The organism is Liquorilactobacillus aquaticus DSM 21051 (assembly GCF_001436755.1).
GTDB classification, from domain to species: Bacteria; Bacillota; Bacilli; order Lactobacillales; family Lactobacillaceae; genus Liquorilactobacillus; species Liquorilactobacillus aquaticus.
Window position 1 is genome coordinate 26,302 of the sequence record NZ_AYZD01000023.1, and the last position, 17,320, is coordinate 43,621.

The following is a 17,320-nucleotide window of genomic DNA, read 5'->3' on the forward strand; positions in this document are numbered from 1 at the left end:
CATATTCGCGAATTGATCATAATTAAATCCAGAACATATCTGCTATGTATTCAACACAAAAAATATTTTGCCAACTAAAATTAAAAAACAGATCCTAGAATAGCTGCACCTAACTTAGCTTAAAACACAAAAAGCCAACTTAGAAGTTAAAGTGGCTTACTTTCTAATTTGGCTAAATTTATTGCACTCTTTTTTATTTGAGCAAAAAATGTTTTATTAATTCAGTGGGTCTCCATACCATTTTTGGTACAAACTTTGAATTATGTTCATTGTTTGCATAGTCAGCTCAGGTGTGGCAATTGGACTAACCATGACCCCCGATGTCAAGCATTTTGCAACATGATCAATTTCATATATTAGCTCATTTTCCTGATTCTCAAGAACAAATCTTTTTGTACCTAATTTGTTCTCTAAAACTGCAGCAGATCCTTCCCAGTAATTGGGTATTTTTATTTTGCCTTTTGTTCCGTAAATAACCAACTTACTTTCTATGTCAAAGTCAGTCGTTATTAAACTATTGACCAAAACATCTCCGCACTTTAAAGATATGGCACATCTTGTGTCGGCCTCCCCGACTTGATTATATTCAAAACCGGACCATTCTTTTATTGAATCATTTAGTAAGAATTGAATAACACCTAACAGATTTGATCCTCCATTGAAGAAGGCCCCACCACCGGCCGCAAGCTTAGAGAACCACTCACTTCTATCATCAATCGCATGTTTTTCTTTAACATCAACAAATTTTACTTCACCAATGACACCATCTTCGAGCATTTTCTTAACCTTTTGCATAATCGGTAAAAACAAAGCACTCTGAGCTTCCATTATAAATAATTTCTTTTTAGCCGCTAAATGGAAAAGTTCGCTTGCTCCCACTTTGTGCCGTGTAAACGGCCGCTCTAAAAGAACATTTTTTCCATTTTCTAAAGCCATTTTGGCACAATCATAGCGTTCCTTATTTTTAACCGGAATATAAACGATATCAATTCCAACTGACCGGCACAATTGACTGTAGTCCTCATAAGCCTTTGGAACAACCATCTCAGTTGCAAACTTTTTACTCAACGTCTGATCAGCATCAGCAATTCCAACGAGCTCACTACTAGAACTTAAACTTAGCGCTCTAGCAAATTTTGCTGCCTGTGACGTCGCTCCTATAATACCATAACGGATCTTATCTGCCATACCTCTCACCCCATCTGAAATAGAAACTGAAACTCCATCTCCATTGTATCAAATAAACTGAGATAAGCGCATTAATAATATCCAGTTCACTTACTTTTTTCTAACAGCATAATTTTTTGAATGTTCAAATTATCTTCCGCCTCACCAATTGTCACTCTTAACCAATCAGGCCGCAAACCACGCCGCACTTGATAACCATTCGTCAATAATTTGTCAGCTAGCGCTGTCGCATTCGGACACCTAAAGAAAACAAAATTAGCTTGACTATGGTAGAACTTAATTTTATTGTCAATTAGAAAACTTTCCCATTTAATTCGTTCCCTTTTATTTTTCTCAATTGATTCAGCAATAAAATGTTGGTCTTTTAGCCCTGCAAGCGCAGCTATTTGCGCAATCGAACTTAAATTATAAGGTAACCGTGCTGCTTCCATGTAAGAAGCAACTTTTTCTGAAACAAAAGCATAGCCTACACGATAATTTGCAAGCCCATATACTTTAGAAAAAGTCCTTAAAACAGCAACATTTTCAAACTCTTCAACTAATTTTAAAGCACTTGACTCTTCACTATCAGTAGCATAGTCAATATAAGCTTCATCAATCAGAACGAGAACTGACCGCGGAACTTTCTCAACAAAATTTTTTATATCGCTAACTTCTTCATAAGTTCCAGTTGGATTATTAGGATTACATATCCAGATGATTTTTGTTTTTGAAGTAATTTTTTTCAGAAAGCCATTAAAATCATATTTCCCGTTTTGCTCATTGCAGTCAATTTGTATGACTTTGGCATCTTCGATCTCAGCATGAAGTGCATATTCAGAGAATGTCGGGTTAGTCACTAAAACTTCATCCTCCGCCTCAAGAAAAATTCGAGAAAACATAGCAATTATTTCATCGAGACCGACGCCAAAAACGAGCCTCTTAGCATCGACTTTTAACTTTTGCGCCACTGCTGTTCTTAATTCTAGTGCATAGCCGTCGGGATAACGGTTTTCTTCTTCAAAATTCCATTTCAAAATTGCTTCTTTTACCTGCTTAGATGTACCATAAGGATTCTCATTTGCCGACAACCTAACTAGTTTCTTTATCCCATATCTTTTTTTTACTTCACTAAGCGGTTCTTCTGGAGTATAACTTTGAATTGCCTGAATTTGCTTTTTCATGCAGAAAACCTCTTTCTGAATTATAAATCTTTAATTTCGGGACGATCTTTTGTCTTACTCATTAAGCCTTCTCTTTCGGCAAGTTCCTTTTTTATCTCATCATATGAAACTCCTTGTTCAACAAGTAATACCATCAAATGATACAATAAGTCAGCTGTTTCGTAGATTAATTCATTCCTATCTGGATTTTTTGAAGCTACTACAACTTCTGTTGACTCTTCACCGACCTTTTTTAGTATTTTATCCAAACCTTTCGTAAACAGGTAATCTGTATATGAACCTTTTTTGGGATTGTTTTTTCTTTCCAAAACTAATTTGTATAACCCTTCTAAATCTTGCATCTCAATTCCTCCTATTTTTTAATCAACCCGATTAAAGAAACAACTAACATGGCCTGTATGACAGGCGGGGCCGTTAGGTATTACTTCAACCAACAATGTATCAGCATCACAATCTAAAGTCATTTTTTTGACCACTTGGGTATTTCCACTTTCTTCGCCCTTATGCCAAAGTTTCTGGCGTGAACGTGACCAAAACCATGTCTGTTTGGTTGTAAGCGTCTTGTGATAACTTTCTTCATTCATCCATGCCACCATTAAAACTTCTCGTGTAGTTGCATCGACCACAACAGTCGTCAAAAGCCCCTTTTCGAAGTTGGGATAATTCATCTAACATTCACCCCCGCTAACTTAAGCTGCTTTTTAACTTGCGCTATTGTCAGTTCTCCAAAATGAAAAACCGAAGCCGCTAGTGCTCCATCGACGGGAGCTTCTTTAAAGACATGAACAAAATCTTCAATTTTTCCTGCCCCACCAGAAGCAATTATTGGAACATCAACAGCAGCACCTATTTCCTGATACAATTCAATATCAAAACCCGATTTTGTTCCATCTTTGTTCATACTTGTGATCAAGAGTTCCCCTGCTCCCAGAGCTACAACTTTTTTAGCCCACTCAATTGCATTTATGTTTGTCGCTTTTTTTCCACCATGCGTATATACTAATTTTTGTCCTGTTTTTTGATCCTTCTTCACATCAATTGCGACCACGATACATTGATTGCCAAATTTTTTTGCCCCTGCTTGAATTAAATCAGGATCAGCAACAGCCGCTGAGTTTAGTGATATTTTATCCGCTCCAGCTTTAAGCAACTTTTGCATATCATTCAAATTCCGAATTCCGCCACCTACAGTCAAGGGCATAAAAACCTGTCGTGAAACATTTTCAACAACATCTGTCATAGTTGATCTCTTTTGATTAGTTGCAGTGATATCTAGGAAGACTAATTCATCAGCGCCCTGTCGTTCATATTCAGCAGCAATTTCAGCAGGATCACCTACATCTTCCAAGTTAACAAAGTTTACTCCCTTTTTAACTCTGTTATCATCAATATCTAGACATGGAATAATTCTCTTAGCTAACATTTCTCTCCACCTCGGCAATCTCTTCCAACGTCAATCTACCCTCGTACAAAGCTTTCCCAACAATTATGTCATTTATTCCCTTCTTCGTTAGATCCTTAATGTCATTAATGTCGCGAATGCCCCCTGAAGCAATAATATTACATGCTGGAAAAGTCTTTTTCAAATCTACGAGAAGCTCAGTATTAGCTCCTTGCATTGCCCCATCACGGGCAACGTCGGTAACTACAAAATGGCGTGCTCCGGCAATTTGCATTTCAGTTATCAAGTTTTTCATAGTCGTTTCTGACTGTTCCAGCCATCCGTTAGTAGCGACCTTCCCGTCCGCACCATCCACTCCGATAACTATCTTTTCATTCCCATATTGAGCAAGTGCCTTTTTTACAAATACTGGATTTTTCAAAGCCGCAGACCCAATAATTAAACGATTTAAGCCCAATTCGAAATAACGTTCAAGTTGTGCAAAGTTTCGAACCCCACCACCCAATTCAATTAGTCCTTCGAAGTGAGCGCGAATATTTTTAATTGTAGTTAAATTTTGCGGTTTTCCCACTTTAGCGCCGTCTAAATCAACTAAGTGAAGTTGGTGAATCCCCCTTTGATTAATATCTTGAGCCTGATCCAAAGGATCCTTATTTACCAATGTTTTTTTTGAAAAATCGCCTTGAAATAAACGTACGCTCTTGCCTTCTTGCAGATCAATGGCCGGAAAAATCATTTAAACACTATCCTTTCCTTAAATGTTTTCAACACTTCAAGTCCAATATGTCCGCTTTTTTCTGGATGAAATTGCATTCCAAAAACATTTTTATTTTGTACAACAGCTGGAACATTAGCTGAATATTCAACTTCCGAAACAACATATTCAGGTTCGCACTTCGCATAATATGAATGAACAAAATATGTGTATTCATTTTCTAACAATGCAAATTCAGAACTTGGTTTAAGCAGTTTATTTTGATTCCATCCCATTTGTGGAATCTTAAATCCCTTTTTATTTGGCAATTCGATTACCTTTCCAGGAATTAAATGAAGCCCTTCTGTTATTCCATATTCGCTTGAACTATCAAATAATAATTGCATCCCCAAACAAATACCTAACAGTGGAATTCCATCATTAGCAGCCTTTTGAAGCGTCGTATCCAATTTCTTTGCCTTTAAAATCTTCATTGCACTTTGAAATGCTCCAACTCCAGGCAAGACAATCGCTTCACTTGCCAAAATTTCCTTTGGGTCGTCTGTAAGATTTGTTTTCACTCCTAAATAGGCAAATGCCTTTTGGAGATTATAAGTGTTCCCCGCATCATAATCAACTAGCGTTATCATTAAATCACACCCTTTGTCGAGTTAACTCCTTGAATCTCCGGATTGATTGTAACAGCTTGGCGCATAGCCCTTCCAAATGCTTTAAACAAACTTTCTATTTTGTGATGTGTATTACGTCCATATAATATTTCAGCATGCAAATTCATTTCTGTACTAAACGCCACAGCCTGAAAAAAGTCTTCAACAATTTCCGTTTCAAAGCTTCCAAGTCGAGGATTAGTCAATTCAGCATTAAAAACAAGGTAGGAGCGTCCACTTAAATCAACACAAACACGACCAAGTGTCTCATCCATTGGAACTAACGCTGCTCCATATCTTTCAATCTGTTCTTTCTTCCCAAGAGCCTTCTTAAAGCATTCACCTAAAACAATCCCAGTATCTTCAACAGTATGGTGCGAATCCACATTTAAATCACCATTTGCAACAACCTTTAGTCCAAAACGACCATGTTTTGCGAATAATGTTAACATATGATCAAAAAAGCCAACGCCAGTTTCAATTTCAATTCCCGTCTGTTGATCAAGGTTCAAACTAACGTTAATTTGCGTTTCCTTTGTGTTACGTGTTATTTGAGCATTTCTCATTTATTTTACATCTCCTTTAAATCTTGATTCAACAGCTCGTGCATGTGCTTCTAGTCCTTCTGTTCGAGCTAAAGTAGTAATTGCTTTAAGATCTTTTTGCAAGGCTTCCTTCGAAAACTGAATAAACGATGTTTTTTTGACAAAATCATATACACCTAATGGTGAAGAAAATTTTGCTGTTCCACCTGTTGGTAAAACGTGATTAGGACCCGCAACATAATCTCCCAATGGTTCAGAAGCATACTTGCCTAAGAAAACCGAACCAGCATTTCGAATAGAACTTAAATATTGCATAGGATCTGCCAATTGAACTTCTAAATGTTCAGGCGCAACTTCGTTCATCAATGTAAACATGTCTGGAATAGAGTCCATAATAGCGATAAAACCACGGTCTTTGATTGCTACCTCAGCAATTTCCCTTCTAGGAAGGTTTGCAAGCTGCTTTTCAACTTCTTCGCTGACAGCTGTTGCTAATTTTTCACTATCGGTAATCAAAATAGCACGAGCACGTTTGTCATGTTCTGCTTGTGACAATAAATCCGCTGCTAATTGATAAGCATCCGCTGTCTCATCAGCTAAAATTCCAATTTCTGAAGGACCCGCAACCATATCGATCGCAACTTGACCAAACACCTGCTTTTTAGCTGTCGCTACAAAAATATTCCCAGGCCCAACTATCTTATTGACTCTTGGAACTGATTCAGTTCCATAAGCCAAGGCTGCAATTGCTTGAGCTCCCCCGACTTGATAAACTGCCGTCACACCTGCTATTTTTGCAGCAGCTAAAACAGCTGCTGAAATACCATCTTTTTGCGGTGGTGTTACCATAATGATTTCATCAACACCTGCTATTTTTGCAGGGAGAGCATTCATCAAAATAGTTGAAGGATATGCCGCTGTTCCTCCAGGAACGTACAATCCTACGCGCTCCAAAGGGGTGACTTTCTGCCCGCGAATAATGCCTGGTTGAATAGCATCGACAAAACCGTGCTGTAATTCCATCTCATGGTAGTTTCTAATATTCTTTTCTGCCAACTCCAAAGCATCTTTTAATTCCGGTGAGATTGCTTGATATGCATCCTCTAATTGTTTATTAGATATGCGTAATTTATCTAAAGCTACGCCATCGAATTTTTTTTCATAAGCTTTAAGAGCAACATCTCCCTTTACCCTCACACTATCAATAATCTCTGCAACTTGTTTCTCAATCTGTAAATCGGTTGTTTGAGTAGTATAACGGACAACTATTTTTTTCATTTCAGTTAATGACTTTTGATAAATTTTCATCTTATTTTCTCTCCCTGCAGTTTAATTTTTTCTGAAACAACTTTTTTCAGATTATCTACCAAATTGAATACTTCTGTAGAATGTTGCTTAAGTGACATTCTGTTAACCACCAACCGCGTTGAAACCTTATCGAGATAATCAAATACATATAGATTATTTTCTCTTAAAGTGGTCCCAGTTTCCGTAATATCGACAATCGCATCTGCTAGGCCTATCAACGGTGCTAATTCAACAGAGCCTTCAATTCTGACAATTTCAACATCCTGTCCCAATGACTCAAAATATTTTTTTGTTATAACCGGATATTTTGTACCAATTATTTTTCTTTCAGGACTACCTACATTGAAATCAGCAGTTGAAGCTAAAACAAATTGGCATTTTCCTACTTCCAAATCAAGCAGTTCATATTGATCATTTTGCTGTTCATTCAAAATGTCGCTGCCAACAATACCAATATCAACTACTCCCGCATTTAAATATGTTGTAACATCTGGCCCTTTTGCTAAAATAAATTCGAATTTGTTATCCTCAGTTTGAACAATCAGTTTTCTTTTTTTATTTTTCAAAGGTGTACAATCAATGCCTGCCTGCTCTAATAATGGAATAACTTTTCTTTCGACACGACCTTTAGTAAGAGCTATTTTCAACGACATTCTCAATTTCTCCTTGTTTGTTTATTTTTAATAATCTGATATTTTCTAAGCGTGCTTTTTCTTTAGCTGTTTCAAGATTATCTTCCAAAGATAGCTCATAATTTACATTTTGCAAAAGTAATTTGGCAGCATATTCTATTTGGTCCGGTTCAAAGAAGAGATACTCTTTTTTTTCTTTTTTCTCTTTGATTTCAGCAATTTCTGTAAGCAGATCAATATCTATTCCCATTCCAACTGCTGGTTCCGGCTGTGCTTGAAAACTTTCTAGCAGCTGATCATAACGCCCCCCACTGAAAAGGTATTCGGGGATATCATTGACAAATCCCTTAAAAGTAATACCAGTATAGTAACGTTGTGGCGGTGCTGTACTTAAATCAATAATTACTTTTTGACTAGGTATTTTGGATACCCATTTTGCAACTTTAATTGTTTCCTGTAAGGAAGATTGTGCCAACGAAGGCAGCTTTATACCTTTCAACATCTTCGTAATATCATCAACTTTACCGAAAAGACGCGGCCACATTTGAAGAAATACATAATTATCAGTATTTTCAAACTGTTTGATCGCCTTTTGATATTCTGGAATTCTCTTGCGATAAAGTTCATGCTTTATTTTGCTTTTCAGCTTACTATTTGAAGTTATACTAGCTAACAAACTATCTGCAAAGCAGGCGTGACTTATTTCTATTTTGACATTGTTATTCAGCCATTTTTGACTTATTCGATTAATCAAGAGTAAACACTCAAGCTCAGCTTTTAAAGATGAATATCCAACAAGCTCTATTCCAGCTTGAGTCATTTGATTGTTCCGACCAGAAAGCTCTTTTGCTATTTTGAATAAATCACCGACATAATAAAATTTTTGGGGTAGCTTGATATTTGTTGTCGTTAACAAACGTGCAATTGGTAAAGTCAAATCCGGTCGTAAAACGACTGTATTATTATTTCTATCAAGAAGTTGGTACGTTCTCATCTGCTTTAGATCAAAATTTGCAAAAACCTCTTGATACTCTAACAAAGGAGTATTGACTTTCATAAAATTTCTTTTTTGCAAACTCTTTTGGAGCTCAGTAACTAAAAATTGTTTCCTACCGGCACGTTCACCAAATTCGGCGCGCGTTCCCAAGGGTAAGTTTATTTTATGCATATCATTACCTCCTTAAAATAAAAAACGTCCCCTTAGCAAAATGCTAAGAGGACGAATTACCGTGGTTCCACCTCAATTTATTTATTTCTCACAAAATAAATCTCATGTTGAATATATCAACAGGATAACGATCTTCGTCGAATAAGCTTAATTAAGCAATTGTAACCCTTTCAGCCTATTAATTCACAGATGTGTTTCACCACCAACATCAATTCTCTTCCCAGCGCCGAGAACTCTCTCAATGAGCGGTCAATAGCTACTCTTCTATTCATAATATTTTAATTATATTAAATTAAAAATTGATTAACCAATTTGAATTTAACTAATTTTAACTTCATTTTTTAGGGTTGTCAAGACTTAGAAAAAATATTTTTCAAATGATAGCCATGACCTACCTCTTCAATACTGTGTGCATCCGATCCAAAAACCAGTGGCACCTTATTTTGTATTGCGAGGCGGCTAATTTGTTCACCTGGATAAAATTCATTACAATATGTTTTATACATGCCTGCAGTATTAAAGTCCAGCTCTCTTTTCTGAATTGATAAAACTTCAAGTATTTTCCTAATCAAATCCATATTATCAGCATCAAATAGTTCTGGAAGTTTGAAATAATCCTGATATTTTTTAATTAAACTCATATGTCCGATACGTTGTGGACGATATTTGCCTAAATCCGAAGTTACAGACTGATATACTAATTCCAAATACATTTGATACAATTCTTGCGGTTTTTCGAGGAAATGCGCAAAACCATTTGCAAAGTCAGCAGTCGTATAATCCAAACACCAAAAACCGTCCTTTTTTCCTTGCATAAAATGGACAGAGAGAATGTTTTGTTGCGTTCGTGAACCGTACTCATCCAAAAAATTTTTTATCTCATCTTCAAATCCTGGTAAGTAATCAACTTCAAATCCAATAGATATCTTAATTTTGCTCGCATATTTTTTTTTCAACTTCTCCATCATTGAAAAATATGCCTGCAAGTCATTCCAAGCAAGCGAGGCTGTCGTCAACCCCTCCTTGCTCCCCTTATATCTTTTTTCGAATTCTTGTGGTAGTGGTGCATGTTCAGTAACACAATAATGATCAAATCCCAAAACAAGTGCTCTTTGAATCATTTTTTCAACCGGTTCTCCACTTCCATGAGGGCATAATTCTGTATGTGTATGTCCATCTATCTTCATTTGCTCATACCCCTTCTTAAAAATTTGTCAATTCAGATATTTATCTAAAAATAATTGGACATGTTTTTTGTACACTGCGGGATCCATCCAATAACTTTCAGCATGTGTTGCTTTGGGAACAATCCATAATTCTTTTGGAGCATCGGTAGCTCGATAATTTTCTAAAGCCATGTAACTTGGTACATAATCATCTTCTTCACCGTGAATAAAAAAAATAGGAAGTTTATTCTTTTTTAGCTGCGTCACCGTTGAAACATCTCCTAGGTAGTACCCTAGCCGATGATGATTGATTGTATTTATCAATGGATAAAAAGGATACTTAGGTAGATGAAATTGGCGCTTAAGCAAAAACATTAACTCATCTTCGATACTAGAATAACCGCAATCAGCAATAACACACTTTACTTGCACAGGTACATTTTCCCCACTTAACATTGCAACGGTCGAAGCGCCCATACTGACTCCAAATAAGACAATTTGAATATCCTTACCCATTTTTTCAATAATTTTTTTTAACCACTCTAAATAATCTAAACGATCTAACCATCCGAAACTAATGTACTTTCCTGCACTTTCCCCATGGCCACGGTCATCGGGAAGTAGAACACCAAAGCCCATTTCATAGTACATCTTGGCAAAGTTGGCCATTGTTTCACCATTTCCTTTATAACCGTGTGAAATAACAACTACTTTTTTTGAAGCAGCATCGCGAGCTGGAATAAACCAAGCCGACATTTTTTCCGTTTCACTTTTAGTCTTTAGAAACCAATGTTCTTTTCTGCTTTTTTGAAACCAGTCTACATATTCCCAATAACTTTCAGCATATTTTTTCTTTTCTTCAGAGGTCTCTGGAACATACTCAACTCTTTTAAAAGCCATTTTAAATAAATATTCACTTGCTAAAAATGAAGCCGCAGTTGCTCCCATGGTCGCTTTGATCAGCATATTCTTGGTTTTCATAACTCCTCCTAAATAAAAATATACTACAAGAAACTTTCCACCAGCACACAATTCATATTACTAAACTCCCGTACTAAGTAAATTCGTTGCGGTTTCAGGTTATTATAATACAAAATCCTTGTCAGTAAAAACATATAGGGGAGCTGTACCAAAAAATTAATTTTTGGTACAGCTCCCCTAGTTGCTTTGGAAACTATTTAATTAATATGTTTCAAAAAACATCATTCACCCGAATATTGAAACGAAACAATTACTTTAATCTATCATTCAACTTTTTGCTTAATTCCTCAAAACCTGGACGATCCAAAAGAGCAAACATATTATGCTTGTAAGCTTCTACACCTGGTTGATTGAACGGATTGATACCATTTAAATACCCAGAAATAGCAACAGCAATTTCAAAGAAATAAATAGTATACCCCAAGGTATATGCAGTCTGATCGGGAATATTGACAATCATATTAGGAACATTCCCGTCAGTATGTGCTAAAACTACCCCTTGGAATGCTTTGGCGTTTACAAAATCCATTGATTTACCTTCCAAGTAGCCTAATCCATCAAGATTTTCTTTTTCTTTTGGAATTTCAACATCGTGATTAGGCTTACCAACTTTAATTACCGTCTCCATAAGGTTGCGGCGACCTTCTTGAATGTACTGACCTAATGAATGCAAGTCAGTTGAAAAATTAGCCGATGAAGGATAAATTCCCTTCTGATCTTTACCTTCAGATTCACCCATTAACTGTTTCCACCATTCAGAGAAATACTGCAGTGATGGTTCATAATTTTCAAGAATTTCTGTAGTGTACCCCTTACGATATAAAATATTTCTCAAAGCCGCGTACTGATATGCCTCATTCTCATTTAAATCAGCTTTATTATACTCAGAACGCGCATCAGCAGCTCCTTGCATTAACGCATCAATATCTGCCCCTGAAGCTGCAATCGGCAACAAACCAACTGGAGATAAGACTGAGAACCTTCCACCTACATCATCTGGGATTACAAAAGTCTCATAACCTTCAGCGTTTGACTCTTTCTTTAAAGCTCCCTTTGCACGATCTGTTGTAGCATAAATACGCTCTTTAGCGCCTTGTTTGCCGTATTTTTCAATTAATTTCTTTTTAAAGACACGAAAAGCGATAGATGGTTCAGTTGTTGTCCCTGATTTAGAAATAACATTAACTGAAAAGTCACGATCACCAATCAAATCAATTAAATCATGTACATATGACGAACTAATTGAGTTGCCTGCAAAGAACACCTGAGGTGCGTTTCTCTTTTCGGCAGGCAATAAATTGAAAAAGCCATGATGTAAGAATTCAATTGCTGCCCGAGCTCCTAAATATGATCCTCCAATTCCAATTACTACAAGAACATCAGAATCAGATTGAATCTTTTTTGCAGCATCTTTAATACGTGCAAATTCTTCCTTATCGTAATCGACTGGTAAGTTTAGGAAACCACGAAAATCATTACCAGCACCTGTTCCCTCACGCACCTCAGCGTCCGCTGCAGTGACAAGCGCCTGCATTTCACCCAACTCGTTATCTTGGACAAACTTATTCAAATTTGAACTATCAAATGTTATATGTGCCATTAGTATCTCTCCTTTTAGAGTTTTATCTAACCGCTATCATTATACAATAATTTAACTGTCTTGTAAGTAGCTTTCGACGATAAATTATGATTTATACTTAAAACCACTTACTATAACAGTATAAGAACTTGAAAAAGAGTTAAAAAAACTTAGTTAAGCGTATCTCTTAAATGTATTTTACAAATTCACGGATGAAAGTGTTCGCTATTATTAAAATCTACACTTCAGAATCAAATTTTTGATAATAGAATTCCACCTGCTATTATCATTACAGAACCGATGGTAATATATATAAGTTCTTTTTTTGTCTTTTTCTCCCCTAACAGCAGTATACTACCAAAAGTCGAAATAATGATTCCCATTTGGGAAAAAGAGTAACTAATCGCCAGACCAACTGCAGGAATTGCTAAGAACATAAAAATGTTACCAGTCCCCCAAACCATTCCGGTAATAACGTTTTTAAAAGTCTCTTTTTGAAACGCATCTTTTCCATAAGCAAAAAAGCTCGCTCCAATGACCATCCCGATTGCTTGGGGCAGTACCATTGCTTTAGCATCCACTCCTGCAAAATTTACGATTACTGTATACCCAACATATCCGACTGTAGACAAAGTCAAAGCTCTGACCCCAGCCCCGATGTTTTCAGCATGTCTTTTGCTTGAGCTAACTCTATTGTCCCGCAACGATGTCAAAGTAGCTCCAGCAATTAAAATAACTAAAGCAATCGTCCCTAATGCGATTTGATGTCCCGTCTGCCATTCATGAAAAAGAATGACCCCAGCCAGTGCATTGAATAACAATTGTAATCCAGTTGACAATGGTACCGTTTTTGATATTCCAATCGCTTTCATTGAATGAAATTGTTGATTTTGACCCAGACTCCAAAACAAACCTGAAACAACTCCGACAAGACATACTTTAAGAGATATATAGTCCTGAATATGGCTCCAAAAGACAATTGTTGTAAGGGCACTAAAAAGCAGAGCACCCAAAGTCATTCCTAGAGTTTGTTGATTTGCGTTACCGCCTAATTTACCACTGACCAATCCGATACTTCCCCATGCAATAGCAGGGATAAGTGCGATTAACATAATATAATAACCTCATTTCTCTTTTTCTCTCTGTGACTAGATATTATATCAGTTCATCGCTACTCTAAACAAGTCCGTAAAAAATCAGCGCTGGACTTTCAAAATCAATGCCTTGAAATAGTCGCTCTGTCGATATTGTTTTAGTGTAGCGAAGTCTTGCGGTGAATGATAAGTTTGAACAATTTCAAAACTGCTGTTATTCTCCGCAAATACTTCATTAAGCTGTTCCTTTAATTTTCTTAGGGATAAACTTGCTGAATTGACTGTCAAAATCAACAGGCCGCCATCCTTAGTTGCCTTTACCGCTGCTTCGATTAAAGCTGGATAGTCCTTACTCAAATTAAAAGTTCGTTTTTTAGAACGTACAAACACTGGTGGGTCTAGAAAAGTTACATCAAATTCAATATGATGATTGAACGCATAATCAAGGTAGCCTTGAACATCCATAGTTCGAATTTCTTGCTTTTCTGGGTCAATATTATTCGCAAGAAACTGTTTTTTTAAGCGCTCGCTGGCCTTGACCGTCAAATCAACATTTGTCGTCTTAAAAGCACCGCCTACCATCGCACTTGCTCCAACAGCTCCGTTACGGCTAAAACCTGAAAAAACAATTTTTTCTGCGGAATATTTCGATTTTAAATCTGCCAATAATTCACGTTTATCAAGATCAAAATTACCGATCTCACTATTTAAGTAAACAAGAAATTTGACACCATTTTGTTTAACTTCTAATGTGTTAGGAGCCGTTTCTCCTTTTACCTGCCGATTTTTTAATGCATCCTTTTGAACATTGAACTGCAGTTTTTCGTATATTCCCTTACAATCCTTGATAGCTGTTTCAAATGCATCATAGAGGGTCTTCCGATGCTGATATAATCCCTTATTATCAAAAGTAAAGACATAATAGCCAGCATAATAATCGATTGTCAAACCACCTAATCCATCACCAACACCGTTGAAAAAGCGGAACACATTTGTTTCTTCAGAATAGTAAAATGATGATCTCTTGATCTGTGCCATTGTAAATAATTTTCGGAAGAAATTATCATCGATAAATTTATCTTCTGTCGTAAGTATCCAACCATCACTGTTACGCTGTTTGGCTAAATAGGCATATGCTACAAACTGATTTCTGACAACTAATTTGATCAGTTCTCCATCATTTCCTTGGTAAGGTGCAACGAAATCCTTAACACCTAATTTAGGATATCCGTCTTTATATTTGCGAGCTGCTTCATTTGTTATTTCAATTGATTTCACGTTTTTGTTCTCCTATTCGCGTACGAAAAATTCTAGACTACCCTTTATAATAACAGACTTGCCTGCCAATTATCTCTAAATCCGATCATTTTAACTATATTATTAGTTGCCTCAGCAAATTACTTTGTAAAACTTTTATAATATGCTGTAGGTAAATTGACTTCATTTTAATTTATGGTTTAGAATGAAACATTAGTTGAATTCACTCGGAAAGGACGGTTCATGCCGTGTTCCTATCAAAAACAAGAAATTTTCTAAGTACACGTTGGGGGTTTTTTTCTTTATTAGTCTTTCTTTTTTGGTTAAAGACAATTCTAGTGTACCTCATCGACTTTCGTCTAGGAGTCGAAGGATTTTATCAATATGCTGTTTTGTTGTTTAACCCCATAGCTACAACTTTGCTTTTTTTCAGTGCTTCCTTATATATAAAAAGACCTATACCTTCATACTTGGTTTTATTTATGATTTATATCGCTAACTCAGCCTTGCTTCTCTTCAATGTTATTTATTATCGTGAATTTACCGATTTTATGACAATCAATGTTATCTTTGGTTATTCATCTGTTTCAGAAGGACTTAGCTCTAGTTCATTCGCATTGTTAAAACCACAAGACCTTATTATGTTAATCGATATTATTTTTATTATAGTCGCTTTTGCAACACGCTTCATAAAATTCGACAAAAAACCATTACCACAAAGACAAGCTGTTGCGGTATCATCTTTTGCTCTACTTTTAATTTTTTTCAACCTTACCCTTGGAGAAATCAATCGTCCACAACTGCTTTCACGCACCTTTGATCGCAACTATTTAGTAAAATATTTGGGGATAGATGCATTTACTTTCTATGATGGTATTAAGACTGCGAAAAACAACCGTGTTCGCAGCGAGGCAAGCAGCTCTGACTTGAACAAAGTTTTAAATTTCACGCAGAAACATTATGCCAAGCCGAATTCGCAAATGTATGGCATCGCAAAGGGCAAAAATATTATTGTCATTCATTTGGAAAGCTTTCAGCAATTTTTGATCAACTATCGTCTTAACGGAAAAGAAGTTACACCTTTTTTAAATAGTCTCTACAATGACAAGTCAACCTACAGTTTTGCTAATTTCTTTAATCAAGTAGGGCAAGGTAAAACATCTGATGCAGAAAACATGCTTGAGACAAGTGTTTATGGATTACAGCAAGGCTCTTTATTCTCAGCTTTAGGAACGGATAATACCTTCCAAGGTGCTCCTGCTATTTTAAATCAAACACAGGGCTACTCCAGTGCTGTTTTTCACGGTAATAAAGGGTCATTCTGGAATCGAAACAGCGTCTACAAAAACTTAGGCTATCAGTATTTCTTTGACTCCAGCTATTTTAATACAGATTCTAATAATTTGACCGAATATGGACTTAAAGATAAACTGTTATTCCATGATTCAGTCAAATATTTGGAACGTCTACAACAACCATTTTATGCGAAATTCATTACTGTTTCAAATCATTTTCCATATACAATAGATCAAAAAAACACCGATTTTAAAGCAGCTGATACTGGTGATAGTTCCGTAGATAATTACTTTGTAACAGCACATTATCTCGATCAGTCAGTCAAAGAATTTTTCGATTATTTAAAAAAGAGTGGTTTATATAACAACTCTATGATCGTTCTTTATGGAGACCATTATGGTATTTCAAATTCACGTAATTTGAAATTAGCCTCACTGTTGGGAAAATCATCTTCTACTTGGACTGATTTTGATAATACCCAATTACAACGTGTTCCTTTTATGATTCATATTCCCGGCCAAAAAAATGGCGGAATCCAGCAACAATATGGCGGCGAGATAGATGTTCTCCCCACTCTGCTCCATTTAGCAGGAATAGACACAAGTTCTTATATTCAATTCGGGACAGATTTATTCTCAAAACAACATGATCAAGTTGTTGCGTTTCGAAATGAAAATTTTGTCACTCCAAATTACACTGTAGTTGATGGCAATATTTATGACAATAAAACTGGTGTTCAGATAACACATCCTTCAACCGCTTTAGCTAATAAAATCAAATCTGAAAGCAACAAAGTTAATACTGAACTGTCACTATCAGATTCATTGAACAATAAAAACTTACTGCGTTTCTACATTCCAAATGGCTTCACACCTGTGGACCCTAAGAATTACAATTACAAAAATGATTTTGGTCAAATTACCAAGTTGCAACAACAACTTGGAACAAGTTCAACTAGCCTTTGGTCGCGTAATGGTAATAAAACAACAATTGATGATTACACATCTGATGCACCTGAGTTAAATACCACCGATTCAAATGAAAAAAATGAATCTAGTGCATCATCATCAATCAGCACAAACAGCAGCTCGTCGTCTTCAGTCGACAAACGTTAACACGTAACCAGTAACTCTACTGTACCCTAACTGAATTGAATCAAAGATTAGTATTATGCCGCGT

At 36.2% G+C, this 17,320-nt stretch carries 17 protein-coding genes and 1 other annotated feature; of the genes, 1 reads left to right on the forward strand and 16 read right to left on the reverse strand.

Features of this window, described 5'->3' with window-relative positions; genetic code table 11:
• Positions 1-216 precede the first annotated feature (216 nt).
• The 16 genes from FC19_RS08100 to FC19_RS08175 all read right to left on the reverse strand — a co-directional run bounded on the left by FC19_RS08100 (position 217) and on the right by FC19_RS08175 (position 14,866).
• Positions 217-1,188, reverse strand: a complete 972-nt coding sequence (locus FC19_RS08100) for a Gfo/Idh/MocA family protein (RefSeq protein ID WP_057876476.1) — start codon at positions 1,186-1,188, stop codon at positions 217-219.
• A gap of 86 nt (positions 1,189-1,274) precedes the next feature.
• Positions 1,275-2,351, reverse strand: a complete 1,077-nt coding sequence (gene hisC / locus FC19_RS08105) for a histidinol-phosphate transaminase (protein ID WP_057876477.1) — start codon at positions 2,349-2,351, stop codon at positions 1,275-1,277.
• 20 nt (positions 2,352-2,371) lie between these two features.
• Positions 2,372-2,692, reverse strand: coding sequence for a phosphoribosyl-ATP diphosphatase (gene hisE / locus FC19_RS08110; RefSeq protein ID WP_057876478.1), 321 nt, complete (start codon positions 2,690-2,692; stop codon positions 2,372-2,374).
• Between the two features lie 18 nt (positions 2,693-2,710).
• Positions 2,711-3,019 (reverse strand): phosphoribosyl-AMP cyclohydrolase, encoded by a 309-nt coding sequence (gene hisI, locus FC19_RS08115; RefSeq protein ID WP_057876479.1) that lies wholly within the window; start codon positions 3,017-3,019, stop codon positions 2,711-2,713.
• Positions 3,016-3,774: an imidazole glycerol phosphate synthase subunit HisF gene (gene hisF, locus FC19_RS08120; protein ID WP_057876480.1), complete on the reverse strand. Its 759-nt coding sequence runs from the start codon at positions 3,772-3,774 to the stop codon at positions 3,016-3,018. The genes hisI and hisF overlap by 4 nt, the downstream gene beginning before the upstream one ends.
• The gene (hisA, locus tag FC19_RS08125) at positions 3,764-4,489 is read right to left on the reverse strand and encodes a 1-(5-phosphoribosyl)-5-[(5-phosphoribosylamino)methylideneamino]imidazole-4-carboxamide isomerase (RefSeq protein ID WP_057876481.1); all 726 of its coding nucleotides are present in this window, start codon (positions 4,487-4,489) and stop codon (positions 3,764-3,766) included. The genes hisF and hisA overlap by 11 nt, the downstream gene beginning before the upstream one ends.
• Entirely contained in the window at positions 4,486-5,097 is a 612-nt protein-coding gene (hisH, locus tag FC19_RS08130; protein WP_057876482.1) for an imidazole glycerol phosphate synthase subunit HisH, read from the reverse strand. Before hisH ends, hisA begins: the two co-directional genes overlap by 4 nt.
• A complete protein-coding gene (gene hisB / locus FC19_RS08135; protein WP_057876483.1) occupies positions 5,097-5,681 on the reverse strand; it encodes an imidazoleglycerol-phosphate dehydratase HisB in 585 nt (194 codons plus the stop codon). Before hisB ends, hisH begins: the two co-directional genes overlap by 1 nt.
• Entirely contained in the window at positions 5,682-6,968 is a 1,287-nt protein-coding gene (gene hisD / locus FC19_RS08140; RefSeq protein WP_057876484.1) for a histidinol dehydrogenase, read from the reverse strand.
• Positions 6,965-7,621, reverse strand: a complete 657-nt coding sequence (hisG, locus tag FC19_RS08145; RefSeq protein WP_057876485.1) for an ATP phosphoribosyltransferase — start codon at positions 7,619-7,621, stop codon at positions 6,965-6,967. Before hisG ends, hisD begins: the two co-directional genes overlap by 4 nt.
• Positions 7,596-8,768 (reverse strand): ATP phosphoribosyltransferase regulatory subunit, encoded by a 1,173-nt coding sequence (locus FC19_RS08150; RefSeq protein ID WP_057876486.1) that lies wholly within the window; start codon positions 8,766-8,768, stop codon positions 7,596-7,598. The genes hisG and FC19_RS08150 overlap by 26 nt, the downstream gene beginning before the upstream one ends.
• Before the next feature lie 44 nt (positions 8,769-8,812).
• Positions 8,813-9,049, reverse strand: a binding site (T-box leader).
• 69 nt (positions 9,050-9,118) lie between these two features.
• Complete coding sequence (gene hisJ / locus FC19_RS08155; RefSeq protein ID WP_057876487.1) at positions 9,119-9,955, reverse strand: histidinol-phosphatase HisJ; 837 nt, start codon at positions 9,953-9,955, stop codon at positions 9,119-9,121.
• A 27-nt stretch (positions 9,956-9,982) separates the two neighbouring features.
• On the reverse strand, positions 9,983-10,915 hold the full coding sequence (locus FC19_RS08160; RefSeq protein ID WP_057876488.1) for an alpha/beta hydrolase: 933 nt from the start codon (positions 10,913-10,915) through the stop codon (positions 9,983-9,985).
• 250 nt (positions 10,916-11,165) lie between these two features.
• The gene (locus FC19_RS08165) at positions 11,166-12,515 is read right to left on the reverse strand and encodes a glucose-6-phosphate isomerase (protein ID WP_057876489.1); all 1,350 of its coding nucleotides are present in this window, start codon (positions 12,513-12,515) and stop codon (positions 11,166-11,168) included.
• 230 nt (positions 12,516-12,745) lie between these two features.
• Positions 12,746-13,606: a GRP family sugar transporter gene (locus FC19_RS08170; RefSeq protein WP_057876490.1), complete on the reverse strand. Its 861-nt coding sequence runs from the start codon at positions 13,604-13,606 to the stop codon at positions 12,746-12,748.
• A gap of 84 nt (positions 13,607-13,690) precedes the next feature.
• Positions 13,691-14,866 carry an RsmD family RNA methyltransferase gene (locus tag FC19_RS08175; protein WP_057876491.1) on the reverse strand — a complete coding sequence of 392 codons (1,176 nt, stop codon included), beginning with the start codon at positions 14,864-14,866 and terminating at the stop codon, positions 13,691-13,693.
• A 227-nt stretch (positions 14,867-15,093) separates the two neighbouring features.
• Here FC19_RS08175 and FC19_RS08180 point away from each other — a divergent pair, with 227 nt between their 5' ends.
• The gene (locus FC19_RS08180; protein WP_057876492.1) at positions 15,094-17,256 is read left to right on the forward strand and encodes an LTA synthase family protein; all 2,163 of its coding nucleotides are present in this window, start codon (positions 15,094-15,096) and stop codon (positions 17,254-17,256) included.
• The last annotated feature ends 64 nt before the right edge of the window (positions 17,257-17,320 follow it).